The sequence below is a fragment of the Streptomyces sp. sk2.1 genome, assembly GCF_008120935.1.
Taxonomy (GTDB): Bacteria; Actinomycetota; Actinomycetes; order Streptomycetales; family Streptomycetaceae; genus Streptomyces.
The window spans coordinates 1,717,017-1,742,831 of record NZ_RDBO01000077.1; the positions used below are offsets into that span (position 1 = coordinate 1,717,017).

The following is a 25,815-nucleotide window of genomic DNA, read 5'->3' on the forward strand; positions in this document are numbered from 1 at the left end:
TGGGAATCCTGGATTCGGGTCCGGACGTTCCTACTTGACGCCGAGACCGGCGTCGGCGACCTCGGGCCTGCCCTCGGCCCTGAGCACCTTGTTCAGCGGCCGCAGGTCGTAGATCCCGGCGAGGTCGGGCTTCTCCAGCAGCCCGGCCTTCACCGCGTGCTGCGCCTGCGCGTCGAGCGTGGCGGCCAGCGGGTCGTCGGTGAGCTGGATCGACTTCCACGCGGGGTCGACGACGTCGGCGGGCAGTGCCTTGCCGGTCAGCTTCTCCAGCGCGGAGTTGGCGGATTCCTTCGCCTTCTCGGGGTTGGCGTTGATCCACGCGTTGGTCTTCACCGAACCGCGCAGCACCGCCTCGACGACGTCCGGGTGCTCGCCCAGGAACTTCTGCGACACGATGATGTTCGTGATCACGAACTTGTCGTCCGGCCACAGGCTCGACTCGTCGAGCAGTTCCTTCGCACCCTCGGCGACCAGCTTGGACGCGGTGGGCTCGGGGACCCAGGCGCCGTCGATGGAACCGGACGCGTAGGCGCCCGGGGTCACCTTGTTGTCGGTGCGGACCACGGAGACGTCGCCCTTGCCGCTCTGGGCGTCGACCTTCCAGCCCTTCTCGGAGATCCAGTTGAGGAAGGCCACGTCCTGGGTGTTGCCGAGCTGCGGGGTGGCGATCCGCTTGCCCTTGAGGTCGTCCAGGGTCTTGATCTTCTTCGGGTTCACGACCAGCTTCACCCCGCCGGACGCCGAACCGCCGATGATCCGCAGGCTCTTGCCGCCGGACTTGGTGAAGCCGTTGATGGAGGGCGACGGGCCGATGAAGCCGATGTCGATCGAGTCGGCGTTGAGCGCCTCGATCTCGGAGGGGCCCGCGTTGAACTGGGCGGTCTTCAGCCGGGTGCCGCCCAGCTCCTTCTGGAAGATCCCCTCCTGGTCGCCGACCAGGGCGGTGGCGTGGGTGAGGTTGGGGAAGTAGCCGATCCGCACGGTGTCCACGGAGAGCTTCTTGCCGCCGGCCGTCACCCCCGCCTTCCCCGCGTCGTCCTTCTTCGCCTCGGAGCCGTAGCCGCAGGCGGTGAGCGCGACGGCGAGCAGCGGCAGTGCGGCGACGGCGGCGAGGCTTCGGCGCGACGTGGTACGGGGGGCAGGCACGGGAGGTCTTCCTCTCGTCGGCCCGGCGCTCGGGTCCCCGGAACTACGGGGACGCGGCCGGGCGGTCGGCAGGTCTTCGTCTGAACTGGCGGTGCGGGTGGTACGACCGGGCGCGCAGGCGGTGCGCGTACGTCATCGCGCACATCGCGCGACCCCGCCCTGACCGCTGCCGAGGGCGCCGCTGCCGACGCGGCCGCCCTCCTTCGCGAACGTGGAGTAGACGTCGATGTCCATCAGAAGTCCCACTCGGCGTCGTCGGACGCGTCGTCCCCGGCCGCGGCCGCGGTGGCGAAGGAGGCGCCCGCCATGCCGGCCGTCAGCGTGGTGCCGTCCGCCGGGTCGATCAGGAGGAACGATCCGGTGCGCCGGGAATCCGCGTACGCGTCCAGGGCGAGCGGTTCCGCGGTCCGCAGGACGACCCGGCCGATGTCGTTGGCGACGAGCCGGCCGGGCGCCGGGTGCTGGGAGAGGTCGTCCAGCGTGAGCCGTGAGGGGATGTCCTTGACGATCGCCTTGACCGTGCGGGTGGTGTGCTTGATCAGCACCCGTTGGCCGACCCCGAGCGGCTGGTCGGCGACGTGGCAGACGGTCGCCTCCACGTCCTGGGTGACCGCCGGCGCGTCGTCGGACGGGGCGATCAGGTCGCCGCGCGAGATGTCGATGTCGTCGGCCAGCCGGAGCGTCACGGACTGCGGCGCCCAGGCGATGTCCACGCTCTCGCCGAGCGCGTCGATCGCGGCGATGGTCGACGTACGGCCCGAGGGCAGTACGGTGACGGCCTCGCCGACCCGGAACGCGCCGGCCGCGATCTGGCCCGCGTAGCCCCGGTAGTCGGGGTGCTCGGCGGTCTGCGGCCGGATCACGTACTGGACGGGGAAACGGGCGTGGCAGGCGGTGAGGTCGTGACTGACCGGAACCGTCTCCAGGTGCTCCAGGACGGTGGGGCCGCCGTACCAGTCCATGTGCGCGGACGGTTCCACGACGTTGTCCCCGGCCAGCGCGGAGATCGGGATCGCGGTGATCTCCGGGACGCCGAGCGAGGCGGCGTACGCGGTGAACTCCTCGGCGATGGCGGCGAACACCGGCTCCGCGTAGTCGACCAGGTCCATCTTGTTGACGGCCAGCACCACGTGCGGCACCCGCAGCAGCGCGGCGACGGCGGCGTGCCGGCGGGTCTGCTCGACGACCCCGTTGCGGGCGTCGACCAGGACGACGGCCAGCTCGGCCGTCGACGCGCCGGTCACCATGTTCCGGGTGTACTGCACATGGCCCGGCGTGTCGGCCAGGATGAAGCGGCGGCGCGCCGTCGCGAAGTAGCGGTAGGCGACGTCGATGGTGATGCCCTGCTCGCGCTCGGCCCGCAGGCCGTCGGTCAGCAGCGCCAGGTCGGGCGCCTCCTGGCCCCGGCTGCGCGAGGCGTGCTCGACGGCCTCCAGCTGGTCGGTGAGGACCGACTTGGAGTCGTGCAGCAGACGCCCCACGAGGGTGGACTTGCCGTCGTCGACGGACCCCGCGGTGGCGAACCGCAGCAGGGTGGTGGCCGACAACTGCTCGGCTGTGGTGGACATCTAGAAGTACCCCTCGCGCTTGCGGTCTTCCATCGCGGCCTCGGACATCTTGTCGTCGGCACGCGTCGCGCCCCGCTCGGTGAGCCGGGAGGCGGCGATCTCGGCTATCACGGCGTCCAGCGTCGTCGCGTCCGAGTCGACCGCGCCGGTGCACGACATGTCGCCGACGGTGCGGTACCGCACCTGCCGGGTCTCGACGTCCTCGTGCTCCTTGGGGCCGCCCCAGTCGCCGGCGGTCAGCCACATGCCGTTGCGGTTGAAGACCTCGCGGTCGTGGGCGAAGTAGATCTCCGGCAGCTCGATGCCCTCCCGGGCGATGTACTGCCAGACGTCCAGCTCGGTCCAGTTGGAGATCGGGAAGACCCGGACGTGCTCGCCGGGGGCGTGCCGGCCGTTGTAGAGCTGCCACAGCTCGGGGCGCTGGCGGCGCGGGTCCCACTGGGAGAACTCGTCGCGCAGCGAGAAGACCCGCTCCTTGGCGCGCGCCTTCTCCTCGTCGCGGCGCCCGCCGCCGAACACGGCGTCGAAGCGGTGCTGCTGGATCGCCTCGGTCAGCGGCACGGTCTGCAACGGGTTGCGGGTGCCGTCCGGGCGCTCGCGCAGCTTTCCGGCGTCGATGTACTCCTGCACGGAGGCGACGTGCAGCCGCAGCCCGTGCCGGGCCACCGCGCGGTCGCGGTACTCCAGCACCTCGGGGAAGTTGTGCCCGGTGTCGACGTGCAGCAGCGCGAACGGCACCGGCGCGGGCGCGAACGCCTTGAGCGCCAGGTGCAGCATCACGATCGAGTCCTTGCCGCCGGAGAAGAGGATCACCGGCCGCTCGAACTCGCCCGCCACCTCGCGGAAGATGTGCACCGCCTCGGACTCCAGGGAGTCCAGGTGGCTGAGTGCGTACGGATTGCCGGTGCCCTCCGACACGGTCGCGGCGGTCGTCATGCCGCACCCCTCTCGCTCAGCAGCGCGTAGAGCTCCGCCGCGGACTCCTGCACGGTCTGCCGGTGCGACTCGATCCGCAGATCGGGGGACTCGGGCTCCTCGTACGGGTCGTCGACCCCGGTCAGCCCGCTGATCTCGCCCGCCGCCTGCTTGGCGTACAGGCCCTTCACATCGCGTTCGGAGCACACCTCGACCGGGGTCGCGACGTGCACCTCCAGGTACGGGGTGCCCTCGGTCTGGTGCCGCCCCCGCACCGCGTCCCGGCTGTCCGCGTACGGGGCGATGACGGGGACCAGCACCTTCACGCCGTTGGCCGCCAGCAGCTCGGCGACGAAGCCGATCCGCTGGACGTTGGTGTGGCGGTCCTCACGGGAGAAACCGAGCCCCGCGGAGAGGAACTCCCGGATCTCGTCGCCGTCGAGCACCTCCACCCGGTGGCCCTCGCCGCGCAGCCGCCCGGCGAGTTCGTAGGCGATGGTGGTCTTGCCCGCGCTCGGCAGACCGGTCAGCCAGATGGTGGCTCCTGTCTCCGTCACGCTCATCGAAGTCTCCTGATCAGTCGTCATCAGTCGTGCAGCCCGCACTCGGTCTTGCCCCGGCCCGCCCAGCGCCCGGCGCGGGCGTCCTCGCCCGCCAGCACCCGACGGGTGCAGGGCGCGCAGCCCACGGAGGCGTAACCGTCCATCAGCAGTGGGTTGGTGAGCACGCCGTGCTCCGCCACGTATGCTTCCACGTCGTCCTGCGTCCAGCGGGCGATCGGCGAGATCTTGATCTTCCTCCGCCCGGCGTCCCAGCCGACGACCGGGGTGTTCGCCCGGGTGGGGGACTCGTCGCGGCGCAGCCCGGTCGCCCAGGCCGTGTACCCGGTCAGTCCCTCCCGCAGCGGCCCGACCTTGCGCAGCGCGCAGCACAGGTCGGGGTCGCGGTCGTGCAGCCCGGGGCCGTACTCGGCGTCCTGCTCGGCCACGGTCTGCCGGGGTGTGAGCGTGATGACGTTGACGTCCATCACCGCCTCGACCGCGTCGCGGGTGCCGATCGTCTCCGGGAAGTGGTAGCCGGTGTCGAGGAAGACCACGTCCACGCCGGGCAGGACGCGCGACGCGAGGTGGGCGACGACCGCGTCCTCCATGGACGAGGTGACGCAGAACTTCCGGCCGAAGGTGTCGGCGGCCCACCGCAGGATCTCGGTCGCGGAGGCGTCCTCCAGCTCCCGGCCCGCCCGGACGGCCAGTTCCTCCAGCTCCCCGGCGGTGGGTTCGGCGCCGATCCGAGCGTCCGTCATCTCCCGTCCCCTTCCACGTCGTTGCCCCGCAGGCCCCGGGTCAGCAGCCCCAGGAACCCGAGCTTGAACGCGCGGTTGCAGGAGGCGCACTCCCAGGCACCGTGACCGGCCTCGTGCGGGCGCAGGTCCTCGTCCCCGCAGTACGGGCAGTAGAACGGCGCGGCGCGTCCGCTCATGACAGCGACTCCGCACCGGCGCGCGCCGCCCAGGTCGCGAACCGCTCGCCGTCCTCGCGCTGCTCCTGGAAGCGGGCCAGGACCCGCTCGACGTAGTCGGGCAGTTCGGCCGAGGTGACCTTCAGTCCGCGGACCTTGCGGCCGAAGCCGGCCTCCAGCCCGAGGGCGCCGCCCAGGTGCACCTGGTAGCCCTCGACCTGGTTGCCGTCGTCGTCCAGCACGAGCTGGCCCTTGAGGCCGATGTCGGCGGTCTGGATGCGGGCGCAGGCGTTGGGGCAGCCGTTGATGTTGATGGTGAGCGGCTCGTCGAAGTCCGGCAGGCGGCGCTCCAGTTCGTCGATGAGCGAGGCGCCGCGCGCCTTCGTCTCGACGATCGCCAGCTTGCAGTACTCGATGCCGGTGCAGGCCATCGTGCCGCGGCGGAACGGCGAGGGCTTCACCTGGAAGCCGAGCGCCTCCAGCCCCGCGGACAGCGACTCGACCCGGTCCTGCGCCACGTCGAGGATGATCATCTTCTGCTCGACGGTGGTGCGCACCCGGCCGGAGCCGTGCGCCTCGGCCAGGTCGGCGATCTTGGCGAGGGTGGAGCCGTCGACGCGTCCGACCCGGGGGGCGAAACCGATGTAGAACCGGCCGTCCCGCTGCGGGTGCACGCCGATGTGGTCGCGCCACCGGCTGCTGGGCTCCGCGGGCGCGGGGCCGTCCGGCATCGGGCGCTTCAGGTACTCGTCCTCCAGCACCCGGCGGAACTTCTCCACGCCCCAGTCGGCGACCAGGAACTTCAGCCGGGCGCGGTTGCGCAGGCGGCGGTACCCGTAGTCGCGGAAGATCCCGACGACACCGGCCCAGACGTCCGCGACCTCGTCCAACGGCACCCAGGCGCCCAGCCGTTCGGCCAGTCGGGGGTTGGTGGAGAGGCCGCCGCCGACCCAGAGGTCGAAGCCGGGTCCGTGCTCGGGGTGCTCGACGCCGACGAAGGCGATGTCGTTGATCTCGTGCACCACGTCCTGCACCGGGGAGCCGGAGATCGCGGTCTTGAACTTGCGCGGCAGGTTGGAGAACTCCGGGCTGCCGATGTAGCGGGCGTGGATCTCCTCCAGCGCCGGGGTGCCGTCGATGATCTCGTCGGCCGCGATGCCCGCCACGGGGGAGCCGATCATCGTGCGGGGGCAGTCGCCGCACGCCTCGGTGGTGGAGAGCCCGACGGCCTCCAGCTTCTCCCAGATCGCCGGGACGTCCTCGATGCGGATCCAGTGCATCTGGACGTTCTGCCGGTCGGTGATGTCGGCGCTGCCGCGGGCGTACTCCTGCGAGATCTCGCCGATGACGCGCAGCTGCTCGGTGGTCAGCTTCCCGCCGTCGATGCGGACCCGCATCATGAAGTACTTGTCCTCCAGCTCCTCGGGCTCCAGGACCGCGGTCTTGCCGCCGTCGATGCCGGCCCGCCGCTGGGTGTACAGGCCCCACCAGCGCATGCGTCCGCGAAGGTCGTTGGGGTCGATGGAGTCGAAACCGCGCTTGGAGTAGATCGTCTCAATGCGTGTCCGCACATTGAGACTGTCGTCGTCCTTCTTGAACTGCTCATTGCCGTTCAGCGGGGTGTAGTGCCCCAGGGCCCACTGGCCTTCGCCGCGGTGGCGTCCGGCCTTGCGGCGGGGCGCCGCGGGCGCCGGCTGTTTCGGGGTAGCGGCCATGACGGTACGTCCTTCGGGACTGCAGGAGGGCGGCTCTGAACTGCACACTCGCGTTGAGGCGCGGCGGTGCGCAGGTCGTGCGGGAGAAAAGCGGAAGAAAAGGGGGAACGCGGCGGTGCTGGGACTCTCAGCCCGCCGGACAGATGGCGCTGGACATGCGGCCGAGGTCGACGTGACGTCGACTCACCAAGGCAATTCCAGTTCCGGGCATGACGGAAGCGTGGCACGCGCGTCTCGGACCAGTCCACCACTATCCAATATCTGGACGAGATCGTCCTGACATGTGGGATGGTGTGGTGCTCGTCACGCGGTGTGCCCGATCGGTTCCATCCGGAATGGCGGCAATCTCCCCACATGGCACCGGAAGCGGAAGGCCCGGTCCCGGTGGAGTTCCGGGGCCGGGCCCGGGTACGGGACGGGCGGGGGCGTCGGGCCGGGGGCTACCGCCCGGCGCCCGGCCACGGCCCGGGGGTCGCCACGTCCGGCTCCAGCTCCACCTTCGTGTCGAAGAGCCGGAAGCCGCGCCGCAGGTAGTTGTCCATGGCGTGCGGCCCGTCCTTGGAGCAGGTGTGCAGCCACACCCGCTTCGTCGGCGTCCGCTCCGGCCAGCGCTCCGCCAGGTCCCAGGCGCGGGCGACCCCGTGGGAGAGCAGGTGCCCGCCGATCCGGCGGCCCCGGAAGGCGGGGATCAGCCCGAAGTACATGACCTCCACCGCCCCCTCGTCCTGCGGGTCCAGCTCGATGTACCCGGCCGGGGTGCCGTTCTCGTACGCCACCCAGGTCTCGGCGCCCGGTCGGCCCAGGACCTCCTCCCACTGCGCGTACGTCATGCCGAGCCGGTCCGTCCACCGGATGTCGCCGCCGACCGCCGTGTAGAGGAACCGGCTGAACTCGGGCAGCGGCACCTCCGAGCGCACGATCCGTACGTCCCCCTCGGGGACGGAGGCGGGGCGCAGGTCGTCGGGGGAGGTCTGTTCCAGGGACCAGACGGTCACCTCGGTGGTGGCGGGCGGTGCGGTACGTGCGGGGCTGTTCATGACTGCCAGGGAACCACGCCGCGCCGCGCGCCCCCAAGCCGGTCCCGAGTCCCGGACCCCCGCCCGGTGCCAAAGGCCCGCTCCGGCCCCGGCTCGCACCGGAACCGGCACGTCCGCCCGGCCCGCACCAGCCCCGCTCGCACCGGCCCCGCTCGCACCGGATCCGCCCCGCGCCCGCCCTCAATCGATCGCGCGCGCCCTGACCACCACCGGGGCCGTCGAGTGCGGCAGCAGATCGGCCGGGTGGTCCGGAAGGATCACCTCCACCTCGACGTCGTCGCCGAATCGGTACGGGCGGTGCGCGAGCACCTCCGCGAGATGGCGGCGTATCCGCGAGATCTCCGCCCGCACCGTCACCGTCCGGGTCGCGTCGCCGAAGATGTCCTGGGCGAGCTCGGACGCGGTACGCCCCTCGCGGTGCAGCGCCAGGGCGTACAGCAGCTCCGCGTGGCGGGGCGAGAGCCGCTGCGTCCAGGTGCCCACCGCGCCCACCACGTTGACCGCGAGCCCGCGCGGCCTGCTCAGGTCCAGCACCACCCGCTGCGGCGCCCCGTCCGCCGGCCCGTCCGCGACCTGCACCAGCCAGCCGCCGGGCAACGGCTCGACCCGGCACATGCCGAGCGACGGCAGCCACACCCGTCCCGGCCGTAACGACTTGGGCAGCGGCAGCCGGTCCACCGGCGGCATCCCGGTCACCGCGGCGAGCCAGCCGTTGGTGTCCACCGCCAGGGCCCGCCCGCCCAGCCGGCACAGCAGCGGCGCCGCCACCGAACGCAGCCGGTCGAGCGACTGCAGATGCCTGTTCCTGATCTCGCTCTCGGCCAGCCGGGCGACCGAACCGACCAGGGCGAGCGTCGTCGGATGGAACGTGGACGCGGGGCCGCTCATGTCGACGATGCCCATCAGCCTGCCGTCCCGCGGGTCACGTATCGGGGCCGCCGCGCACGTCCAGTTGTGCAGCGTCCGCACGAAGTGCTCCGTGGAGTGCACCTGGATCGGGGTGCGCGAGATCAGCGCCGTGCCGATCGCGTTCGTCCCCGCGCTGGTCTCCGCCCACGTCGCGCCCTCCGACAGGCAGATGCTGTCCGCCCGGCGCAGCACCCGGGTGTTGCCCTGGCGCCACAGCACCCGGCCCTCCATGTCGGTGACCACCACGATCTGCTGGGCGGTGTCCGCCAGTGAGACCAGACCGTCGTTCAGCAGCGGCATCACCTCGCTCAGCGTCGAGGTCCGGCGCCGGTGCTCGATCTCCTCCACCCCGAGCAGCACGCTCTCGGTCGACTGGTCGGGATCGACGCCTTCGCGCACCATCCGGTCCCACGAGGCACAGATCTCGGCCCGCGGCGCGACCGCCGGACGGTCACCGGAGAGCCTGGCCTCCCTGGCCCGGTGGACCAGGCGGACGGCCTGGGCGGACTGGGGGACGGCCGATCGCTTCACCCCGGCAGCACTGGTCTCCACGCTCGACTCCCCCCGCCCGACAGACACTGCTCGACACTCCACGGTTCCATCCTGCCGCCGCGCGGGGCCCGATACCGCACTCTCCGCACAATGGTTGCAACCCTTTGCAACTCTGGCGAGGGCATGCGGGTTCGTATGAGAGTGGAGGAACACCGTGCGGCGGAGCCTGTGCCCCCCGTCCGGTGTGCACAGCAAGGAGGGTGGTGCCGTGTCGGCGCAGCACCACCCTCCGTCGCTGTGCGTTCTTCCGGACGGCCCCGTCAGCCCTCCCCGCCGTACCGGTCGGGCCGGGCCCGTTCCACCACCGAGGCCAGGTCCAGGCTGTGCGGCAGCGTCCCGAAGGCCGCCCCCCAGTCCCCGCCCAGCCGGGACGCGCAGAACGCGTCGGCCACCTCCGGCGGGGCCCAGCGCACCAGCAGCGAACCCTGGAGCACCAGCGCCATCCGCTCGGCCAGCCTGCGGGCCCGCGCCTCGATCCCGTTCAGGTCGGCGAGCTCCGTCAGCAGGTCCCTGATCGCCCCGTCCAGCCGGTGGTCGGCGCCGCGCGCCCGGCCGACCTCCTGGAGGAACGCGTTCAGCGCCATCGGCTCCCGCTGCAGGGCCCGCAGCACGTCCAGCGCCTGCACGTTCCCCGAGCCCTCCCAGATCGAGTTGAGCGGCGCCTCGCGCAGCAGCCGCGGCATCCCGGACTCCTCGACGTAGCCGTTGCCGCCCAGGCACTCCAGTGCCTCGCCCACCAGGGGCGTGCACCGCTTGGTCACCCAGTACTTCGCCGCGGGCACCGCGATCCGCAGGAAGGCCCGCTCGCCGTCCGTACCGGCGTCGTACGCCGCCGCCAGCCGCATCGCCAGCACCGTCGCGGCCTCCGACTCCAGCGCCAGATCGGCCAGCACGTTGCGCATCAGCGGTTTCTCGATCAGCACCCCGCCGAACGCGCTGCGGTACGCGCAGTGGTGGACCGCCTGCGCGACCGCCTGCCGCATCAGCGCCGCCGAACCGAGCACGCAGTCCAGCCGGGTCGCCGCGACCATCTCGATGATGGTGCGCACCCCGCGCCCCTCCTCACCGACCCGGCGCGCCCACGTGCCGTCGAACTCGACCTCGGCAGAGGCGTTCGACCGGTTGCCCAGCTTGTCCTTGAGCCGCTGGATCGCGAACGGGTTGCGGGTGCCGTCGGGCAGCACCCGGGGCAGCAGGAAGCACGTCAGTCCGCCGGGTGCCTGCGCCAGCACCAGGAAGCCGTCGGACATCGGCGCCGAGCAGAACCACTTGTGCCCGGTGAGCAGGTACTCGCCCGCCGCGGCCAGCGGCTGGGCCCGGGTGGTGTTCGACCGTACGTCGGTGCCGCCCTGCTTCTCCGTCATGCCCATCCCGAGGAGCGCCCCGGCCTTCCGCGCGACGGGCCGCAGCCCCTGCTCGTACACGGACGAGGTCAGCAGCGGCTCCCACTCGGCGGCCAGCGCCGGATCGGTCCGCAGCGCGGGCACCGCCGCGTGCGTCATCGACAGCGGACAGCCGTGCCCCGCCTCGGCCTGTGTCCACACGAGGAAGCCGGCCGCCCGCCGCACGTGCCCGGCGGGCCGGTTCCAGGCGCCGGTGAGGCCCGCCGAGACCGCGTGGCCCAGCAGCCGGTGCCAGGCCGGGTGGAAGTCCACCTCGTCGATGCGGTGGCCGTACCGGTCATGGGTGCGCAGCACCGGCGGATTCGCGTTCGCCCGCTCGCCCCACTCCTGCGCCTGCGCGGAGCCGGCGGCCCTGCCGAGTTCGCCGAGCTCGCCCCGGATCCCGGTCAGCAGAGCGGGCGGAACATGCCGCCGCACGGCCTCGGTGAGCACCCGGTCGGCGGCGAAGACGTCGTAGCCGACCAGCGGCGGGGCCTGGTTGGACACTGTGTGGGTGGTGGCTGCCATGCCGATACGGTAAGGATGTGCAGGCAGCAAATGAAACACCCGAGCGGCCAACGGGACGGCTCCACCGGGCCCGAGTCCTCTACCGCAACGTGTCCAAGCGGCAGATGGTCTGGCAGCTGCTCAAGGACACCGTCAACTCGTGCATGGAGTACCGCATCCTGGGACTCGCGGCCGAGGCGGCGTTCTTCACCCTGCTGTCCCTGCCGCCCCTGCTCCTCGGCCTGATCGGACTGCTCGGCTACGTCGACGAATGGACCAGTACCACCACGGTCGCCTCCATCGAGCGCAACATCCTCAACGCCGCGCACACCGTGCTCAGCGAGCGCGGTGTCAACGACTTCGCCAAGCCGCTGCTGGCCGACATCACCACCGGCGCCCGGCCCGACGTCATCTCGATCGGCTTCGCGATCGCGCTCTGGTCCGGCTCCCGCGCGGTCAACGTCTTCATCGACACGATCACGGTGATGTACGGGCTCGACGGCCACCGGGGCATCGTCAGGACGCGCCTGCTCGCCTTCCTGCTGTACGTCGTCGCGCTGCTGCTCGGGGCCGTCGTGCTGCCACTGCTGGTCGTCGGCCCCGACCGGGTCGTGGAGTTCGTCCCCTGGGGCACCGAACTCATAAGCATCCTGTACTGGCCGCTGGTGGTCCTGCTGTCGATCGCGTTCCTGACGACGCTCTACCACGTGTCCGTGCCGGTGCGTTCGCCGTGGATCGAGGACGTGCCGGGCGCGCTGGTGGCGTTCGTCATGTGGGTGCTGGGCAGCTTCCTGCTGCGGATCTACCTCACCAGCACGGTCGAGGGGCCCACGATCTACGGCTCGCTGGCGGCCCCGATCGCCGTTCTGCTGTGGATCGGCATCTCCGCGTTCGCGGTGCTGGTGGGCGCCGCGGTGAACGCGGCCATCGACCGGGTGTGGCCCTCGCTGGCCACGGCCGCCGCCCGCGCGGCCAACGACCGGCTGCGCGCGGCCCAGGCGGCGGAACTGGTCGCCAGGGCGCAGGCGGAGAGCCGGGCGGCGTACTGGGACGAGGAGGACGACGAGGACGATGACGAGGGCGACGAGGACAGCCCCTACATGCCCTCCGAGTTCCCGGAGCGCTGGTCGAAGTTCCTGCCGCCGGACGACGTGAAGTCCAGGCTGCAGCCGAGCCGCGACAAGGAGCCGGACAAGGACAGGGACGCGGACGGGGCGGAGGAGCCGGACGGCGGGGCGGACCGGCCGCCCGGCGCCTGAGCACCCGGTCCGGCCGGTGTCATCCGGCGGATGGTGCCGGAGGCGCGGGTGCGGCCTGCGGGGGCACCGGCGGGGCGTTCGTGGTCCCGGGAGCGGGCGGCGCCGCGTCCTCCCGTTCGGCCCCGGGGGACCAGGACAGCTTGACCAGGAGGTGGCCCTCCACCGCGCTCTTGGCGATCACGGCTCCGGCCTCCGCCGTGATCTTCACCCCGAACTCGAGCTCCACCCCGTCGGGTTTCAGGGCGCCGTCCCGGAACACCGCGAGCGCGGACTCGGCCGCGGACCGCATGCCCGTGAGTGCGCTGTCGAACGTACGACCGGCTCTGGTCAGGGTGTTGTCATCGCCCAGGGCGACCAGATTCGCGCCCTGCGCCTGACGGTCGACCTCGACCGTCACCGTCGCACCGCTGTCGGTGGTGAACTCCATCAGTGCCGTCATGAGTGCCCCCGGGAAGCCGATTCGGTCCGCCGACGAGACTAGCGTGTGGCCATGGGCAACGGGTACGAGGAACGGGCGTCGCGGTTCGGCGGGGCGACCGTGTGGACGCTGGAGGTGCCGGGCGGCCGGGTCGGTCCGGTGCTGCCCGACGGATGCATGGACCTGCTCTGGATCGGCGGGCGGCTGCTCGTCGCGGGCCCCGACACCCGTGCCACGGTCCCGGACGTGGCGGCCGGCGGACGGTACGCCGGAATCCGCTTCGAACCCGGCGTCGCCCCCGCCCTCCTCGGCGTACCGGCGCACGAACTGCGCGACCTGCGCACCGATCTGGCGGACCTGTGGCCCGGCGCCCTGGTCCGCGAGCTCACCGAACGCGTCGCCGAGGCCCCCGACCCCGCCGCCGCGCTGGAGGACGTCGCCCTGCGCCGGGCGGCCGACACCGCGCCGCCGGACCCGCTGATGCGGGCCGCGGCCGCCCGGCTCGCCGCCGGGGGGTCCGTCGCGGACACCGCGCGCACGACCGGTCTCGGCGTCCGCCGGCTGCACCGGCGCTCGCTCGCGGCCTTCGGCTACGGGCCCAAGACGCTCGCCCGGATCCTGCGGCTGCAACGGGCGCTGGCCCTCGCCCGGGCCGGGACGCCCTACGCCGAGGCGGCGGTCGCGGCGGGCTGCACCGACCAGGCCCACCTCGCCCGGGAGATGCGCGCCCTGACCGGCACCACCCTGACCGCCCACCTGGCGCGGGACACGTCCTGAGGGCCCGCCCGGCCGGGGCGCCGCTCCTTTCGCGAGCCGCCCCGTCCGGGCGGCTGCCGTGCCTCCGGCGTCCGCCCTTCCCGAGATCCGTTCCGCCCCGCCGGGCCCGGTCTCAGTCGTTCGCGGCGAACAGCGACACCTCGCAGCCGTCCGGGTCGAGGACCGTCGCGTAGCGCTGCCCCCAGGCCGCGTCCCACGGCTTCAGCCGTCCCTCGTGCCCGGCTCCGGTCAGGTCGTCGTACACCGCGTCCACCTCCGCCGGGCCGTCGCAGCGGAAGGCGAGCCCGAGGCGCTGCCCGTCGGCGGGCTCGGTCCACCCGGGGTCGAACGAGCGGATGACGTCCTCGGTGTCCCACATCAGGCGCATGCCGTTCGGGAGCGTCGCTTCGACGTGGGGCGCCGAGGCGGCGTCGGCGGGGATGTCGAGACCGAGCCGGCGGTAGAAGGCGAGCGATGCGGTCAGGTCCTTGGTGACGATGCCGATCGCATCCATGCGTGGAGTCATGCCCCGAACCCTAGGCCGGGGCCGGGCAGGGGTCTTGTAAGGAACGGACACCTGCCCGAGCGGGGCGGGACGGGCCCGGTCCGTCCCGGTGCACGGCCTCGGGGCGGGCCCGGCCGCGGTCCGGTGGGTTCCGGTCCGGGCCCGCCCGCGCGTCACGAGGGCGCGGGGCCGTCCACGCAGTCGGCGGGCGACGTGCCGGGGTCGGTCAGCGACAGGCCGAGCAGGGCGCGTTCGGTGACCCAGCGGCTCGGACGGTGGCGCGGGTCGTCCGTCGTGCGGTGCAGCGCCCGGTGCAGCTCCAGCATCCGTCCGGCGCCGACCCGGTCGCCCCAGGCCAGCGGGCCGACCGGGTAGCCGAGCCCGGCCGTGACGGCCAGGTCGATGTCGCCGGGGGAGGCGATGGAACGCTCCGCGATCCCGGCCGCCACCGACACGATCGAGGCGAGCAGCCGCTGGGCGACCGAACCCGCCGTGTCCCGCACCACCGAGACCGCGCGGGGTTCCTCGCCGTCCGCCGACCGGGCCAGCACTGCGCGGGCGTCGCGCGCGGCGGCCGGGTCCGCCGCCGGGGTCACGGCCAGCACCCGGCGCCGGCCCGCCGCGGGCAACGGGTCCACCCCGAAGGTGCGCGCCGCGGGCAGCCCGTGCCCGGCGACCGCCCCGGCCACCGAGGTGCCCCAGACCGGGACCAGCACGAGGGCACCGGCCGACGGCCCGTCACCGGTCTCCACGACGGCGCCCGCGGCGGCCAGCGCCGACCGCAACGCGMKCGCGTTGCGGTCCCGGCCCTCGGCGGCGTGGACGAACACCGGGCGGTCCGGGTCACCGGTGACCGGCGGCTCCGGGGCGGGGGCGGGCGCCTCGGGACCGTACGCGTACCAGCCGCGCCCGGTCTTGCGGCCGTGCAGCCCGGCCGCCACCCGGTTCGGGGTGAGGTAGGAGGGGCGGAGCCGGTCCGCGTGGCGGAAGCCCTGCCAGATCGAGTCGATCACCGCGGCCGTCACGTCCAGCCCGGTGAGGTCCATCAGCTCGAACGGGCCCATCCGCAGCCCGAGCACGTCCCGGGCGATCCGGTCGATGTCCGCCGGTGTGCCGACCCCCTCCTCCAGCAGCGCGAGCGCCTCGGTCACCAGCCCGCGCCCGGCGTGGTTGACGAGGAAGCCGGGGGTGTCGGCGACGGTGACCGCGCGGTGGCCGCAGCCCTCGACGAACGCGGTGAGGGCCGGCGGGATCTCCGCGCGGGTGGCCGCGCCCGGCACGATCTCGACGATCCTCATCAGCGGCACCGGGTTGAAGAAGTGCAGCCCGGCCAGGCGGCCCGGGTCCTTCAGCCCGGCGGCGATCCGGGTGACCGACAGGGAGGAGGTGTTGGTCGCGAAGACGGCCGTCGCGGGCAGCGCCCGCTCCAGCCGGCCGAAGACCTCCGTCTTGGTGTCGAGGTCCTCCCGCACGGCCTCGACGACCAGCTCGACCTCCGGCCCGTCCGCCCACGGGTCGTCGAGCGGGACCAGGCGCGCCGCGGTGGCGTCCCGGTCCTCGGCGGACAACCGGCCCTTCCGCACGGCCCGTTCGAGCATGGACCGTACGAAGTCCAGGGCTTCCGTCACCGCCTGGGGGCGTACGTCGCACAGCTCGACGGTGTGTCCGGCGGTCGCCGCCCACTGGGCGATGCCGCGGCCCATGGCCCCGGCGCCGACGATCCTGATGCGCATGGTGGTTGCGGTCCTCTCGGGGATGGCGTGTGATCCGTCTCGGCGAAGATAGACGCGGTCCGGGGCCGCGCCCTCGCGCGGGGCCGGGCGGGCGGGACGGTCCCGGCCGTGTCGGCCACCGCCCGGCCCGTCCTGTCGTTCCGTTGCGGCAACGGCGCTCCTCCGGCTCCGCGCGCGTCCCGGTCCGCGCGTCGCCCCACCGTGTCAGCGGCCATTGATCGCTGTCCAATACCGAATTAAGGTCGCATCGAGACGGCCGGGAGATGAATGGACCGCCGGACCGTCGGGCTCGGGGCGGACGGGACCGGCCGGTGCGGCCGGGGACCGGAGGAGCGGCATGGAACTGCGTCATCTGTCCGCGTTCGTCGCCGTGGCCGAGGAGTTGCATTTCGGGCGGGCCGCGAAACGGCTGCAGATGGCCCAGCCGCCGCTGAGCCAGCAGATCCGCCGGCTGGAGAAGGAACTGGGCGTCCAGCTCTTCGAACGCAACACCAGGTCGGTGCGGCTCACCGGCGCGGGGGAGTCCTTCCTCCGGCCGGTACGGACGGTCCTCGCCGACCTCGACACCGCGGTGCGGGCCGCGAGGGCGGCGGGCCGCGGCGAGTACGGACGGGTCACGATCGGCTTCGCGGGCGCCTCCAGCCACGAGACGCTGCCGCTCCTCACCCGGGCCGTGCGCGCCGCCCACCCCGCCGTCGAACTGGCCATGAAGGGGCAGACGTACGCCAACGTCGCCCTCGACCGGGTCGCCGACGGCTCGCTCGACCTGGGGTTCGTCCGGCTGCCGGTGACCCGGCCCGGGGTGGCCCACCGGGTGATCGCCGAGGAGGAGCTGGTGTGCGCGCTGCCCTTCGACCACCCGCTCGCCCGGCTGGAGAGGGTCCCCGTCGGGGCGCTCGCCGACGAACCCTTCGTCGCCTTCCCCGCCAACACCGGCTCCACCGTGCGCGACGCGATGGTCGGCGCCTGCGAGGCCACCGGCTTCAACCCCCGGGTGGTGCAGGAGGCGCCCGACTCGTACACCATCCTCGCGCTGGTCGCCGCGGGCGTCGGCGTCACGCTCACCGTCACCTCCGTCCAGCACATCCAGCAGAACGGCCTCGTCTACCGGCCGCTGTCCGGCCCGCCCGTCCGGCTCCGGGCCGCGCTGGCCTGGCGGGCCGACAACCCCTCCGCCGCCCTGCGGGCGGTGCTCGCGGTGGCGGAGGAGGCACTGCCCACCCCGGCGGGCCCGGCCGGGGAAGGGACCACCGCGCCCCATGGCTGAGACGTGCCCCACGACTGGGACGCGCCCTACGACTGGGACGCGCTCTACGACTGGGACGCGCCCCGCATCGCCCGCCACTCGTCACCCGTCATTTGCCACTCGTCACCGAAAGGCCACGCCGTGCCCGACCAGCAGCTCGATGTCGTCATCTGTGAACCGCTGCGCACCCCCATCGGCCGTTTCGGCGGAGTGTTCGCGCAGCAGACGCCGGCCGCACTCGCCGCACGCGTCATCGCCGAGGTCGTCGCCCGTACCGGGATCGATCCCGACGCGGTCGACGAGGTGATCCTCGGACACTCCTACCCGTCCGCCGAGGCACCCGCCATCGGCCGGGTCGCCGCCCTCGACGCCGGACTGCCCCAGACCGTCACCGGCACCCAGGTCGACCGCCGCTGCGGCTCCGGCCTCCAGGCCGTGTTGGACGCGGCGATGCAGATCCGGGCCGGTTTCAGCGAGGTCGTCATCGCGGGCGGCGTGGACGTGATGAGCGCCGCCCCGTACTACACGCACGAGGGCCGCTGGGGCATCAAGGGCCCCGGCCTCCAGCTCCACGACGCACTGGCCCGGGGCCGGGTCACGGCGGGCGGCGTCAACCACCCGGTGCCCGGCGGCATGATCGAGACGGCGGAGAACCTGCGGCGCGCGTACGGCATCGGCCGCGCCGACCAGGACGCCCTCGCCCTGCGCTCGCAGCGGCGTGCCGGGCGGGCGGCGGCGGAGGGCCGCTACGACGCGGAGATCGTGCCGGTCACCGTACGGACCCGCAAGGGCGAGACCGTCGTCACCGCCGACGAGCACCCCCGCCCCGACACCACCGCGGAGCAACTCGCCGTGCTGCGCCCGATCATGGCGAAGACCGACCCGGAGGCGACCGTCACCGCGGGCAACGCCAGCGGACAGAACGACGCGGCCGCCGCCTGCCTGGTGACCGGTGCGGCCACCGCCGAACGCCTCGGCCTCACCCCGCTGGTCCGGCTCGTCTCGTTCGCCCGCGCCGGGGTGCCCGCCGCGACGATGGGCATCGGGCCCGTACCCGCCACCCGGGCCGCGCTCGAACGTGCCGGACTCACCCTCGCCGACCTCGACCTGATCGAGCTCAACGAAGCCTTTGCCGCCCAAGTGCTCGCCTGCACCCGCGAGTTGGGGCTCGGCGAGAAGGACCACGAGCAGCGCGTCAACGTCAACGGCTCCGGGGTCTCCCTCGGCCACCCGGTCGGCGCCACCGGCGCCCGCATCCTCGCCACGCTCACCCGCGAACTGCACCGCCGCGAGGCCCGGTACGGCCTGGAGACGATGTGCATCGGCGGCGGGCAGGGCCTCGCCGCGGTCTTCGAGCGCATCACGCACTGACCGCACGACCGCGGGCGCGGCGGGGCGGGAGCGACGGTACGGGCCGGGCGGTGTGCGCCGCCCGGCCCGTACCGAGTCCCGTTCCCGCTCCGCCGCCGGCTCAGCCGACCGGGTGCCGCCCGGCCTCCGGAGCCGGTGCGAGGTGGTCCCGCGGCGCGTCCGGGTCGGTCAGCCGGTTCAGCCTGGCCGGTACGTCGAGGCCGACCAGCAGCACCACGATCACCGTGCCCGCGAAGGTCAGCACGGCCAGCGCCTGCCCCAGCTCCATCCCGGACGCCAGGTGCGCACCCAGGACCGGGGCCACCGCACCGCCCAGCGCGCCCACGTTGTACGTGAAGCCGAGCGCCGCGCCCCGGCTCCGGGTCGGGAAGTGCCCGCCGATGTAGCGGGGCAGCAGCCCGGAGATGCCGAAGCTGGTCGCCTGGAGCAGGAAGAGCAGGACGCCGAGCAGCAGCAGGTTGTCCTGCACGGCGAAGACCGGGTACACGAAGGCCAGCGAGGCGAGCAGCGTCAGCGCGTACGCCTTCTTCGCCCCGATCCGGTCACCGAGGAAGCCCGCGGCCCAGCAGCCGACCATGGTGCCGAAGCCGGCGAAGTACAGCACGTCGGTGACCTGGTCGGTGGTGTAGCCCAGCTCGGTCTTCAGATACGTGGGCAGCAGCGCCTGGATCGGCCACGAGTACAGGAACGCGAAGAACAGCGTCACGATCATCGACAGGTAGAGCGCCCAGCCGCGCCGCCCGCCCAGCTGCACGGCGAAGGCGGCGAGCGCCAGCCCGGCGACCACCGAGAGCACCGGGACCGCCCCGGCGCCGCCCGGGGTGAACACCAGGAACAGTGCCACGGTGGCGACGACGACCAGGACAGTGTTGGCCAGGGCCCGGCCCCGGGTCACGAACAGCGGCCGGAACGGGTTGGGCCGGGCGCCCTTGTCCGCGACGTCCTCCGTCCACTCCTCGGCCTCCGGCAGCGCCCGCCGCATCCACAGCGCGATGACGATCGGGACCAGCCCCAGATAGAACATCCACCGCCAGCCGAGCGAGGGCACCACCCAGTTGTAGACCTGCGCGGCGAGCACCGAGCCGACCGAGAAGCCGGAGATCAGGAAGCCGCTGGCCCGGCTGCGGAGCCTGGCCGGCCAGCTCTCCATGACGTACGTGGCACTGGCGCTGTACTCGCCGGCCATGCCCATGCCGATGGCGAGCCGGGCGGCGAACAGGCTCTGGTAGTTCCACGCGAACCCGCAGGCGAAGGTGCCCAGCGAGTACAGCAGGATGCTCAGGACCATGGAGAGCTTGCGGCCGTAGCGGTCGCCGACGGCGCCGAGCACCGCGCCGCCCAGCCAGCGGGTGATGAACGCGCCGGAGACCAGACTGGCGGCCTGCACCGTGCTCAGCCCGAAGTCGTCACCGATCTCGGTGAGGACGAGCGTGATCAGCACGAAGTCGAAGCCGTCGAGGACATAACCGACCCAGGCGGCGAGGAACGACTTCCACTGGGTGCCGCTCACCTCTCGGTACCAGGGGAGGGTGGGGGGTGGTGTGGTCTGCACGGTGACTCCAGGGTGCGGGACGGCACTCGCCCTTGAGCGCCGACCCGCGGAACGGTTACGGGTCAGGACCGGGCGATGCCCGAGACGAAACGGGCGGTCAGGGCGGTGGGGGCGGTGATGGCGGTGCCGACGACGACGCTGTGCGCGCCGCGGGCCAGGGCCTCGGCGGCCTCCTCGGGAGTGTTGACGCGGCCCTCGGCCACCACCGGCACGTCGATCGCGGCGGCGAGCGCGGCGACCAGGTCGAGATCCGGACCGGTCTGTTCCGGGGTGCCGGGAACATAGCCGGAGAGGGTGGTGGACACGAAGTCCGCGCCCTGCGCGGCGGCGGCGACGCCCTCGGCGAGCGTGGCGACATCGGCCATGACCAGGGCCCCGGCCCCGTGGACCGCGGTGACCAGCTCGGCGAAGGAGGAGCCGTCGGGGCGGGGCCGGTCGGTGGCGTCGGCGGCGACGACGGTGGCCCCGGCCCCGGCGACCGCCAGGGCGTGCCGGACGGTCGGGGTGATGTAGACGCCCTCGTCGCCGTCCTTCCACAGGCCGATGACCGGGAGGTCCACGGCCGCCACGATCGCGGCGACGACCTCCGGTTCGTTGGCGCGGATCGCCGCGCCGCCACCGGCGGCGGCCGACCGGGCGAGCCGGACGAGGGTGCCGGTCTCCCGCATCGGGTCGCCGGGGGGCGCCTGGCAGGACACGATCAGCCTGCCCCGGAGCGAGTCGGCCAGTTCCTGGGCGGAGACCGGCCCCGGGGCGGGCTGATCGTGTCCTGCCAGGCGCCCCCCGGCGTGCACTGCTGGTTCTGCGGCGAGGACAGGACGTTGATGTCCTGGACCGCGATCGGGATGGCGCCGAGCACCGAACCGACGTTGGCCTTGGCCGGCAGCGCGATGCAGGGCTTGTTGAGCGAGCCCTGGATGAGCGCGAACTGCGGGCTCCAGTCGCCGTGGGTGGCGGGTGGACGGGAGGCGGAGTGCTGGTGCCGCCCGACTGGTTCTCGCAGTTGTTCCCGGCCGCCGGGTTCAGCGCACCGATGACGTTGACGGTGTTGCCGCACACGTTGACCGGGATGTCGACGGGCGCCTGGACGACGTTGCCGGAAAGCACACCGGGGGAGTGGGCCGCGACGCCCTCGGCGCTCGCACCCTGACCCGTGCCACTGCCGCCGCTCTCGTTCTTGCACTTGTTGCCGAAGGCGGGGTTCAGCAGGCCGATCACGTCGACGGTGTTGCCACATACGTTGACCGGCACGTGCACCGGCACCTGCACGGTGTTGCCCGAGCCGACGCCCGGCGAACCGACGGCCGCGCCCTCGGCAGAAGTGTCCGCGAACGCGTACCCCCCGGACGCGGCCAGGATGCCTGACGCCGCCGCCATCACCAGCACGCTCTTACTCAAGGCTTTTCGCATTGGTGCCCTTTCCTAGGACATTCCGTGCGAGCGGAACGCTCGCTTGTTCGTACATCAGGCGATGCGGACACTGTCGGGACGCCACCCCGACGGCCTTCGTGCGTGAGACCGGAGAGCGACGGTTACGGAAAGCGTGGAGACCACGAGGGCGTGTTCTTCCTGTTGCTGAGTACTGCTTCTGCCGGTCAAGCGCCCGAGCGCGCACGCTTGTGACACTCATAACGGGAAGATTTTGTTCAGGAAACTCACGTGGCCGTGGAAGTTTCGTAACCACACGAATGGAGTAGCGCAAGCGGCCCATGGGCGGCCCCGCCCGCGGCGGCCGGGATGCTCCGTATCGGCGCGCGAATACGGTATGGATGGCGGTGCGACGACCAGGTGCGCTTTTTTCCCGACCGGTCCGCGGGTGCGATTTCGCACGGTTGTGCGCGCGCTCCGGGCATTCGGGTGAAAGGCGGGAAGTACGAGAACCAAAAGCCAGGTCGCGAGTTGGGCAGGGGGCTCCGGTACGGGGCATCCGGTACGAGAAGGGTTGAAGCGTGATCAAGAAGGTTCTGGCTACGGGCGCCGTCGCCGCCTCCATCCTGGGTCTGGGCGCGACGCAGGCCATGGCCATCGGTGACGACGGCGGCACGACCTCGATCAACGGCAACGGGGCCTCGCAGTCGTTCGGCAACGCCGAGACCCGTGGTGACGGCAGCCCGCAGTTCGGCCTGGTCCAGGGCAGCCTGAACAAGCCGTGCATCGGCCTGCCGGCCAAGGCCAACGTCGGTTCGGTCCTCGGCCTGATCCCGATCGCCGTTCAGGACGTCAACGTTCTGTCCTCGCCGCAGAACCAGCAGTGCACCGAGAACTCCACCCAGGCCAAGGGCGACGAGCCGCTGTCGCACATCCTGGACGGCATCCCGGTGCTCTCCGGCAACGGCGCCGGCAACAGCTGACCGGTGGCTGATCGACACCTGACCCAGCCGTAACGACAGGCCCGGGCCGCCGGCCTTCCTCCCCCGGCGGTTCCGGGCCTGTTGCTGCCCTCCCGGGCCCGGGAGGGGCGGGGTGCGTCGCGTGACCGAACGGGCCCATCCGTGACGTCAAGTGATCGATATTGCATCTTTTGGGCGATTCTTGAGAATTTTCAGCTCCCCGAGTTTCGCCCGTGGCCCTGAATCGTTACGAATGAGAGCGGCGGAGTTACGAGTGATCGGGATCGCGCTCGTGTGGCACGAAAGACGTGGCTGCTTCGGACTCCGTCAAAGAAAGGGAAAAACGTGAAGTACACCAAGGTTGCCGCCATCGCCGCAGGAACCCTCATGGCGATGGGCGCCGCCGCCCCCGCCTTCGCCGACTCCGGCGCCGAGGGCGGCGCCGCGCACTCGCCCGGTCTGGTGTCCGGAAACAACATCCAGGTTCCGCTCCACATTCCGATCAACCTCTGCGGCAACACGATCGACGTGATCGGCGTGCTGAACCCGGCCTTCGGCAACACCTGCGCCAACGTCTGACCTCCGGTCGATCGGGTCGAAATCCCGTGACCGAAAGGCCCCGGAACGCATCTCCACGTTCCGGGGCCTTTCCCTGCTCTTTTCCGGTTCCCGAAAATCGAACGAGTGGCCCCGAGGGAAAAAGTGCCCACGTCCAGTTGCCGGGCCGCAATCGCATCGTTACCCACTGCGAAAGCGGCAGGAGGGCACGGCCACAGAGGGCTCGTGCGGCGCGGTTCACGCGACCGATGAAGCTGCCGCTGCAGAAGGGAATCCGAAAGTGAAGTACGCGAAGACCGCCGCAATCATCGCCGGTTCCGTGGCCGCGCTCGGAACGGCTGCCCCCGCCTTCGCCGTCACCACCACCACGGCCCCCAACTTCAGCCTCAACGGCGGTGTCAACCAGGTGGTGGAGAGCGCCCCGCAGGCCGTCGACCCGGTCGTCGACGCGGTCGACAACGCCGCGGGCGCGGTGAAGGACGGCACCCTCGTCGACCTGGCGGGCAAGGCCACCGGCGCGGCCAAGGGCGCGGCCCCGCTCCTGGGCGGTCTGCCGGCCGGCGGTTGATCCGTCGCCCGCGGCGGTTCCCGCCCGGCGAAGCCTTTCGCATTCCTCCGATGCCGCGCATCCGGTGAACAGCTGAACGCGAGAGCACCGTTCGAGTGAACGGGCACAACCATCCCCGTCGCCGCGAGTTGATCAGAACGCTCCGGACAGGCGGGCAACAGAGAAACCCCAGAAGGGCTATTTCATGATCAAGAAGATTATGGCCTCGGCAGCCGTCGCCGCTTCGATCGTCGGCGTCTCCGCCGCGGCCGCCCCGACGGCCATGGCCATCGGCAACGACAGCGGCACGACGTCGGTCAACGGCAACGGTGCCGTCCAGTCGTACGGCAACTCCGCCACCCACGGCGACTGGAGCCCGCAGTTCGCGCTCATCCAGGGCTCGCTCAACAAGCCCTGCATCGCGCTGCCGGCCAAGGCCAACGTCGGTTCGGTGCTCGGCGCCATCCCGATCGCGGTCCAGGACATCAACGTCCTGTCCTCGCCGCAGAACCAGCAGTGCACCGAGAACTCCACCCAGGCCAAGGGCGACGAGGCCCTCTCGCACATCCTGGACGACATCCCGATCCTGTCCGGCAACGGCGCCGGCAACAACTAAGGCCGTACCGCCCCGGGCGCTCCCCCCGACTCCTCGTACGCGCGGGGGAGCGCACCGCGGGCCGCTTCGGGCCCGCCTGCCCGCAGCACATGACGTACCCGTGGGGCCGGCACATCCACGCGGCAGCCGTTCGTCGGCCGCCCGGACGTGCCGGCCCCGTCGTGCGTCCGGGGCGCCGGGCCCCTCGAAGGAGCGGGTGCACTGGGCCGGTTGCCGTAGTGGCGGCGGACACCGCCCACCGCATCGGGTAGGGCCACCTCATGGACCAGTACGACAGTCAGAGCCCCCACGGCCGACCGGGGCACGGACAGGACGGCACCCCCATCTACGACCGGTTGCTCGCCGAGTGGCGCGCCACCCACGGCGACCCGGAACGGACGCCGTACCCGGAACCCGCGCGGCCCCGCGCGGAAAGCCGGATCCCGGCGGCCCGCACCTCCGGCGAAGCCGTCGAGGGATGAACAGGAACGGTCGAACTCATGCCGGATCGAACCCATTCGGGTGGTACTGCGGAACCCACGCTTCCGTAGCGGGTTGATCAGTACGTTCCACAACGGGACGCTCCGAAAGGTGAAGCGTGATGAAGAAGATGATGACCGGCGCAGCAGTGGCCGTGTCCCTGGTCGGCCTGTCCGCCGCGATGGCCCCGGCGGCCATGGCGATCGGCAACGACGGTGGCACGACGTCGGTCAACGGCAACGGCGCCGTGGACTCGTTCGGCAACAGCGTGACCGAGGGCGACGGCAGCCCGCAGGTCCAGCTCGTCCAGGGCACGCTGAACAAGGCCTGTGTCGGCCTGCCGCTCAAGGCCAACGCCGGTTCCCTCGTCGGCCTGCTGGTGCCGGTCGCGGTCCAGGACGTCAACGTCCTGGCCTCGCCGCAGAACCAGCAGTGCGCCGAGAACTCCACCCAGGCCAAGGGCGACGAGGCACTGTCGCACCTGGTCAACGGCATCCCGGTGCTGTCGGGCAACGGGATCGCCAACAACTGACGCGTCCGGCGTGCGGGCGACCCGGGACCGTTCCCGCGGTCGCCCGCACGGCTGTGCCCCACCGGTTCACGGGGCACGGCAGGCCGCCGAGCAGGACCGGGGCGGCGACGTCCCGGGGCTTCGTACATGACGATGCCCACCGCGCCACGGGGGCGGTGGGCATCGTCATGTGCCGGGGCGGGTCAGCCCAGGCTGCGCACCGGGAGCACGCAGTGGGCGGAGGACATGATGACCTCCGGGTCGCCGGCGAAGGACCGCAGCAGCCCCTCGTCGACCGGGCGGCCCGGAGCGCCCTGGGGCCACGGGCGGGTCGCGAACATCGCGTGCACCTCGCCCCGCTGGTTCGCGGCGGCGAGCCACTCGGCAGGAGCGGGGTACTGCGCGGTGAAGTGGGGCAGCGTCAGAACGGCCTGGCCCGCCTGGACGAGCAGCTTCACCTGGAGGCCGGGGTGCTCCGCCGCGTATACCGGACCGCTGCCGACCGGCAGCCCGCAGCGCTCCAGGGCCACACGCATGGCGGCCTCACCGGCGGCGGGGCCGTCCGTGCCGTCGCCCAGCGAGTAGACGAGGAGGAAGGCGACGTCGTGGCCGCCGTCAGGGTGTTCGCCGCTCCACCCGATCAGTGTGATCGTGCCCAACTGGGCCTGGGTGAACGTGCCGTTGGCGGTCTGGGGTGAGGTCATGCTCGGCACCATAACGGCCCCGGACCGGTGGTTGTGCATGCGTATCACCTGATCGGGCGAG

General features: G+C 72.2%; 27 protein-coding genes and 2 pseudogenes. 10 read left to right on the forward strand and 19 right to left on the reverse strand.

Annotation, left to right across the window (positions count from 1 at the left end; translation table 11 throughout):
• Positions 1–30: 30 nt before the first annotated feature.
• The 11 genes from EAO76_RS34780 to EAO76_RS34825 all read right to left on the reverse strand — a co-directional run bounded on the left by EAO76_RS34780 (position 31) and on the right by EAO76_RS34825 (position 11,210).
• Positions 31–1,146 carry an aliphatic sulfonate ABC transporter substrate-binding protein gene (locus tag EAO76_RS34780; RefSeq protein WP_148840066.1) on the reverse strand — a complete coding sequence of 372 codons (1,116 nt, stop codon included), beginning with the start codon at positions 1,144–1,146 and terminating at the stop codon, positions 31–33.
• A gap of 233 nt (positions 1,147–1,379) precedes the next feature.
• Positions 1,380–2,714, reverse strand: coding sequence for a sulfate adenylyltransferase subunit 1 (locus EAO76_RS34785; RefSeq protein WP_148840067.1), 1,335 nt, complete (start codon positions 2,712–2,714; stop codon positions 1,380–1,382).
• Complete coding sequence (gene cysD / locus EAO76_RS34790) at positions 2,715–3,650, reverse strand: sulfate adenylyltransferase subunit CysD (RefSeq protein ID WP_148840068.1); 936 nt, start codon at positions 3,648–3,650, stop codon at positions 2,715–2,717.
• Positions 3,647–4,216: an adenylyl-sulfate kinase gene (gene cysC, locus EAO76_RS34795; RefSeq protein ID WP_148840069.1), complete on the reverse strand. Its 570-nt coding sequence runs from the start codon at positions 4,214–4,216 to the stop codon at positions 3,647–3,649. The genes cysD and cysC overlap by 4 nt, the downstream gene beginning before the upstream one ends.
• The gene (locus EAO76_RS34800; protein ID WP_148840070.1) at positions 4,216–4,932 is read right to left on the reverse strand and encodes a phosphoadenylyl-sulfate reductase; all 717 of its coding nucleotides are present in this window, start codon (positions 4,930–4,932) and stop codon (positions 4,216–4,218) included. Before EAO76_RS34800 ends, cysC begins: the two co-directional genes overlap by 1 nt.
• A complete protein-coding gene (locus EAO76_RS34805) occupies positions 4,929–5,108 on the reverse strand; it encodes a hypothetical protein (RefSeq protein WP_148840071.1) in 180 nt (59 codons plus the stop codon). Before EAO76_RS34805 ends, EAO76_RS34800 begins: the two co-directional genes overlap by 4 nt.
• The gene (locus tag EAO76_RS34810) at positions 5,105–6,802 is read right to left on the reverse strand and encodes a nitrite/sulfite reductase (protein ID WP_148840072.1); all 1,698 of its coding nucleotides are present in this window, start codon (positions 6,800–6,802) and stop codon (positions 5,105–5,107) included. The genes EAO76_RS34805 and EAO76_RS34810 overlap by 4 nt, the downstream gene beginning before the upstream one ends.
• A gap of 127 nt (positions 6,803–6,929) precedes the next feature.
• Entirely contained in the window at positions 6,930–7,013 is an 84-nt protein-coding gene (locus EAO76_RS47405; protein ID WP_316248393.1) for a putative leader peptide, read from the reverse strand.
• A gap of 229 nt (positions 7,014–7,242) precedes the next feature.
• Positions 7,243–7,839 (reverse strand): GNAT family N-acetyltransferase, encoded by a 597-nt coding sequence (locus EAO76_RS34815; protein ID WP_148840073.1) that lies wholly within the window; start codon positions 7,837–7,839, stop codon positions 7,243–7,245.
• 180 nt (positions 7,840–8,019) lie between these two features.
• The gene (locus EAO76_RS34820) at positions 8,020–9,300 is read right to left on the reverse strand and encodes a GAF domain-containing protein (RefSeq protein WP_148840074.1); all 1,281 of its coding nucleotides are present in this window, start codon (positions 9,298–9,300) and stop codon (positions 8,020–8,022) included.
• Between the two features lie 260 nt (positions 9,301–9,560).
• Positions 9,561–11,210 (reverse strand): acyl-CoA dehydrogenase family protein, encoded by a 1,650-nt coding sequence (locus EAO76_RS34825; RefSeq protein WP_148840075.1) that lies wholly within the window; start codon positions 11,208–11,210, stop codon positions 9,561–9,563.
• Between the two features lie 17 nt (positions 11,211–11,227).
• Here EAO76_RS34825 and EAO76_RS34830 point away from each other — a divergent pair, with 17 nt between their 5' ends.
• Positions 11,228–12,448: a YihY/virulence factor BrkB family protein gene (locus tag EAO76_RS34830; RefSeq protein ID WP_187438883.1), complete on the forward strand. Its 1,221-nt coding sequence runs from the start codon at positions 11,228–11,230 to the stop codon at positions 12,446–12,448.
• Between the two features lie 19 nt (positions 12,449–12,467).
• Here the strand turns inward: EAO76_RS34830 and EAO76_RS34835 are convergent, their stop codons facing one another.
• Positions 12,468–12,887, reverse strand: coding sequence for a CU044_2847 family protein (locus EAO76_RS34835; RefSeq protein ID WP_222872220.1), 420 nt, complete (start codon positions 12,885–12,887; stop codon positions 12,468–12,470).
• A 51-nt stretch (positions 12,888–12,938) separates the two neighbouring features.
• Between EAO76_RS34835 and EAO76_RS34840 the strand changes: the two genes are divergently transcribed.
• On the forward strand, positions 12,939–13,643 hold the full coding sequence (locus EAO76_RS34840) for a DUF6597 domain-containing transcriptional factor (protein ID WP_148840076.1): 705 nt from the start codon (positions 12,939–12,941) through the stop codon (positions 13,641–13,643).
• Between the two features lie 112 nt (positions 13,644–13,755).
• On the opposite strand, the gene EAO76_RS34845 is transcribed toward EAO76_RS34840, so the two are convergent.
• Both EAO76_RS34845 and EAO76_RS34850 read right to left on the reverse strand, forming a co-directional pair.
• Positions 13,756–14,148 (reverse strand): VOC family protein, encoded by a 393-nt coding sequence (locus EAO76_RS34845; RefSeq protein WP_148840077.1) that lies wholly within the window; start codon positions 14,146–14,148, stop codon positions 13,756–13,758.
• 152 nt (positions 14,149–14,300) lie between these two features.
• Positions 14,301–15,860: a 3-hydroxyacyl-CoA dehydrogenase gene (locus EAO76_RS34850; RefSeq protein ID WP_148840078.1), complete on the reverse strand. Its 1,560-nt coding sequence runs from the start codon at positions 15,858–15,860 to the stop codon at positions 14,301–14,303.
• Positions 15,861–16,197: 337 nt separating this feature from the next.
• Between EAO76_RS34850 and EAO76_RS34855 the strand changes: the two genes are divergently transcribed.
• Together EAO76_RS34855 and EAO76_RS34860 are read left to right on the forward strand one after the other, a co-directional pair.
• Positions 16,198–17,127 (forward strand): LysR family transcriptional regulator, encoded by a 930-nt coding sequence (locus EAO76_RS34855; protein WP_148840079.1) that lies wholly within the window; start codon positions 16,198–16,200, stop codon positions 17,125–17,127.
• Between the two features lie 120 nt (positions 17,128–17,247).
• The gene (locus EAO76_RS34860; RefSeq protein ID WP_148840478.1) at positions 17,248–18,477 is read left to right on the forward strand and encodes an acetyl-CoA C-acetyltransferase; all 1,230 of its coding nucleotides are present in this window, start codon (positions 17,248–17,250) and stop codon (positions 18,475–18,477) included.
• A 100-nt stretch (positions 18,478–18,577) separates the two neighbouring features.
• Here EAO76_RS34860 and EAO76_RS34865 read toward each other — a convergent pair whose 3' ends face one another.
• From EAO76_RS34865 to EAO76_RS47410, 4 genes and pseudogenes are all read right to left on the reverse strand, one after another.
• Positions 18,578–20,029 (reverse strand): sialate:H+ symport family MFS transporter, encoded by a 1,452-nt coding sequence (locus tag EAO76_RS34865; protein ID WP_148840479.1) that lies wholly within the window; start codon positions 20,027–20,029, stop codon positions 18,578–18,580.
• Positions 20,030–20,091: 62 nt separating this feature from the next.
• Positions 20,092–20,805 carry an N-acetylmannosamine-6-phosphate 2-epimerase gene (locus EAO76_RS34870; RefSeq protein ID WP_148840480.1) on the reverse strand — a complete coding sequence of 238 codons (714 nt, stop codon included), beginning with the start codon at positions 20,803–20,805 and terminating at the stop codon, positions 20,092–20,094.
• A gap of 11 nt (positions 20,806–20,816) precedes the next feature.
• Positions 20,817–20,981, reverse strand: a pseudogene (locus EAO76_RS34875) (rodlin); the annotation flags it as partial.
• Positions 20,981–21,439, reverse strand: a pseudogene (locus EAO76_RS47410) (chaplin); the annotation flags it as partial. The pseudogenes EAO76_RS47410 and EAO76_RS34875, both read right to left, overlap by 1 nt.
• 539 nt (positions 21,440–21,978) lie before the next feature.
• On the opposite strand from EAO76_RS47410, the gene EAO76_RS34885 reads away from it, so the two are divergent.
• The 6 genes from EAO76_RS34885 (at position 21,979) to EAO76_RS34910 (ending at position 25,071) form a co-directional block, all read left to right on the forward strand.
• Entirely contained in the window at positions 21,979–22,380 is a 402-nt protein-coding gene (locus EAO76_RS34885) for a rodlin (RefSeq protein WP_148840080.1), read from the forward strand.
• A 324-nt stretch (positions 22,381–22,704) separates the two neighbouring features.
• Positions 22,705–22,938: a chaplin gene (locus EAO76_RS34890; RefSeq protein ID WP_148840081.1), complete on the forward strand. Its 234-nt coding sequence runs from the start codon at positions 22,705–22,707 to the stop codon at positions 22,936–22,938.
• A gap of 259 nt (positions 22,939–23,197) precedes the next feature.
• Positions 23,198–23,485 (forward strand): hypothetical protein, encoded by a 288-nt coding sequence (locus tag EAO76_RS34895; protein ID WP_148840082.1) that lies wholly within the window; start codon positions 23,198–23,200, stop codon positions 23,483–23,485.
• Between the two features lie 184 nt (positions 23,486–23,669).
• Positions 23,670–24,080, forward strand: coding sequence for a rodlin (locus EAO76_RS34900; RefSeq protein WP_148840083.1), 411 nt, complete (start codon positions 23,670–23,672; stop codon positions 24,078–24,080).
• 260 nt (positions 24,081–24,340) lie between these two features.
• The gene (locus EAO76_RS34905; RefSeq protein ID WP_148840084.1) at positions 24,341–24,541 is read left to right on the forward strand and encodes a hypothetical protein; all 201 of its coding nucleotides are present in this window, start codon (positions 24,341–24,343) and stop codon (positions 24,539–24,541) included.
• 119 nt (positions 24,542–24,660) lie between these two features.
• On the forward strand, positions 24,661–25,071 hold the full coding sequence (locus EAO76_RS34910; protein WP_148840085.1) for a rodlin: 411 nt from the start codon (positions 24,661–24,663) through the stop codon (positions 25,069–25,071).
• A gap of 182 nt (positions 25,072–25,253) precedes the next feature.
• Here the strand turns inward: EAO76_RS34910 and EAO76_RS34915 are convergent, their stop codons facing one another.
• Positions 25,254–25,754, reverse strand: coding sequence for a DUF5949 family protein (locus EAO76_RS34915; RefSeq protein WP_148840086.1), 501 nt, complete (start codon positions 25,752–25,754; stop codon positions 25,254–25,256).
• Positions 25,755–25,815: the final 61 nt, after the last annotated feature.